Source organism: Polynucleobacter sp. 39-46-10 (assembly GCF_002282275.1).
This window is the reverse complement of record NZ_NCJB01000360.1, coordinates 1-2,197: the sequence shown is the minus strand read 5'-3', so window position 1 is coordinate 2,197 and position 2,197 is coordinate 1. Positions and strand designations below refer to the sequence as shown.

The following is a 2,197-nucleotide window of genomic DNA, read 5'->3' as shown; positions in this document are numbered from 1 at the left end:
CCAGCATGCGCCAACATGATGGATAAACGTGCAGCAGTTTTAGGGCCAATATCCAAAATCATGTCATCTTCTGCGACTTGATCAGCAGGCACACGGTTTGCGCGCGCCAACGGAGAGAGTTCGTTCGCAACCACAACATCCTCAGGAATAGGGACGTGCGCTCCGCGCTTTTCCATAATCTCCATGATCTCTCGTGCCTCGTCAACCAAATCAGGCTCTGCAAGCGACTTACCAATCGGTAAGCCTTTAGCCAACATAAAGGTATTTGCAATACCGCCACCCACAATTAACTCATCTACTTTGTCAGCTAAAGCTTTAAGGATGGTCAGTTTTGAAGATACTTTAGAGCCAGCCACAATCGCTACCAATGGGCGCTTAGGACTTGCAAGGGCACGACTCAAAGCATCCAACTCAGCAGCCATCAATGGTCCAGCACAAGCAATCGGGGCAAATTTAGCTACGCCATTTGTAGTTGCTTCAGAACGGTGAGCAGTGCCAAATGCATCATTGACATAAACATCACACAAAGCGGCAATCTTCTTAGCCAGCTCATCATTATTCTTTTTCTCGCCCACATTGAGACGACAATTTTCTAGCAGCACCAATTCACCGGGATTGACTTCAAAGCCACCATCAACCCAATCGCTAATTAAGGGAACCTTACGATTTAAGAGGGTGGCAATTCGGTCAGCTACCGGAGCCAAACTATCCTCGGGCTTGAATTCGCCCTCAGTTGGGCGACCCAAATGTGAGGTGACCATGACAGCCGCACCAGCATCCAAGCACATTTGCACCGCTGGCATAGAGGCCCTAATCCGGGTGTCTTCTGTGATATTACCCACATCATCCTGAGGCACATTGAGATCGGCGCGGATTAAAACCCGCTTTCCCTTGAGCAGACCTGCTGCAGCGAGATCACTGAGACGTTTTACTTTAAAGAGAGTTTCCGGCATGAGAATGGGCAAATTTAGTGGTTTACTGGGAATGCTCCATTCTAAATCGTCTGGGCTTGAGATCCCAAAGGAATTGGACTACCCCACCCAGCTCCCTGCTCTACAATAAAGGCTGAGACGTATTCCAGGCCTAGGGACTCCCTAGCAGCATGGCACCCAGTTTTACCGAATTGAATCACCCTATTTATTACATATTTAAAAGGTAGAGAAAATGTCGATGTCTGACCGCGATGGCTTTATTTGGTCCGATGGGAAGCTCGTTCCCTGGCGTGAGGCCAATATTCATGTGCTAACCCACAGTCTCCACTACGGAATGGGTGTATTTGAAGGCATTCGCGCCTACAAAACTCCCCAGGGCACTGCCATTTTCCGCCTTCCAGAGCATGTTAAGCGCCTATTCAATGGAACTAAGATTTTCCAAATGACTATGCCTTGGACCCCCGAACAAATCACCAAGGGCATTATTGAGGTCGTCAATAGCAATAAGCTGGAATCTTGCTATATCCGCCCAATTATCTTTATTGGCTCCCAAAAGCTCGGCATCTCTCCAAAAGGTAACAGCATCCATACCGCGATCGCCGCCTGGGAATGGGGCGCTTATTTGGGTGAAGATGGTATTAACAAGGGTATCCGCGTTAAAACCTCCTCATTTACACGTCACTTTGTGAACTCCTCATTGGTACGCGCCAAGGCTTCTGGCTACTACATCAACTCGATTTTGGCGAACCAAGAAGTAACTGCTAATGGCTACGATGAAGCCCTGCTACTGGATACAGAAGGCTATGTATCTGAAGGATCTGGTGAAAACGTTTTTATGGTGAGTGACGGGATCGTTTACACCCCAGATCTGGCTTCTTGCTTAGACGGTATTACTCGTGACTCCATTATTCAGATCGTCAAAGATCTCGGCCTTGAATTGCGTGAGAAACGCATCACCCGCGATGAGATCTACTCTGCTGATGAGGCCTTCTTTACTGGTACCGCTGCAGAAGTAACGCCAATTCGTGAGTTGGATGATCGTACTATTGGTGATGGCAAGCGTGGTCCTATTACCGAGATAATTCAGAAGACCTACTTTGATGCGGTCTACGGTAGAAGCGATAAGTACAAGTCTTGGTTAACTTACGTTAAGTAATAGGAAATCAGAGAATGAGTGAAGCTCAAGTTGTGATGGTGAATGGCAATACCGATTTGCCTTTACATTGCCCAACCAATAAAACTCCTAGCTGGAATTCACATCCACG

2 protein-coding genes are annotated in these 2,197 nt (G+C 47.5%); one reads left to right on the top strand and one right to left on the bottom strand.

What is annotated here, in order from left to right:
- Window positions 1-953, bottom strand: a 953-nt coding sequence (locus B7X71_RS15630; protein ID WP_293601398.1) for a phosphoglycerate kinase, incomplete at its 3' end; no start/stop codon positions are given.
- 211 nt (window positions 954-1,164) lie between these two features.
- On the opposite strand from B7X71_RS15630, the gene B7X71_RS15625 reads away from it, so the two are divergent.
- Window positions 1,165-2,088, top strand: a complete 924-nt coding sequence (locus B7X71_RS15625) for a branched-chain amino acid transaminase (RefSeq protein ID WP_293601397.1) — start codon at window positions 1,165-1,167, stop codon at window positions 2,086-2,088.
- Window positions 2,089-2,197: the final 109 nt, after the last annotated feature.